At 57.3% G+C, this 288-nt stretch carries 1 pseudogene; it reads right to left on the bottom strand.

The window, feature by feature from the left end:
* Nucleotides 1-288 (bottom strand): annotated as a pseudogene (locus tag DEO48_RS22990) (DUF3296 domain-containing protein); the annotation flags it as partial.

Genomic DNA, 288 nt, shown 5'->3' with positions numbered 1-288 from the left:
CCAGCGTATCGAGATTGAGCAGCAGCACCATCCTGCACTGTGGAGCACTGGCCGACTCCCACACCCAGCGTAACACCGTCGGCGGTGAACTCCGGCGCGCCTGCTGGCGCTCCCACGAATATTCACCAATACGCTGCCAGACTTCGGTGTGAAAACGCAGAATCAATGACCGATGATCGGCCACGCTCTCGCGGTACGGTAATCCCAGTGTAAAGCTGAACGCCGCCAGTCGTGGGTAATGGTCAATGGCCTGTTGTAAAAACATACGAATGGTGGTCGGTGTGCTAC

The sequence above is a fragment of the Enterobacter sp. CGMCC 5087 genome (assembly GCF_003144775.1).
In the GTDB taxonomy this organism is placed as follows: domain Bacteria; phylum Pseudomonadota; class Gammaproteobacteria; order Enterobacterales; family Enterobacteriaceae; genus Enterobacter; species Enterobacter cloacae_M.
The sequence above is the reverse complement of the archived record's forward strand: the minus strand, read 5'-3'. Positions and strand labels throughout refer to the sequence as shown.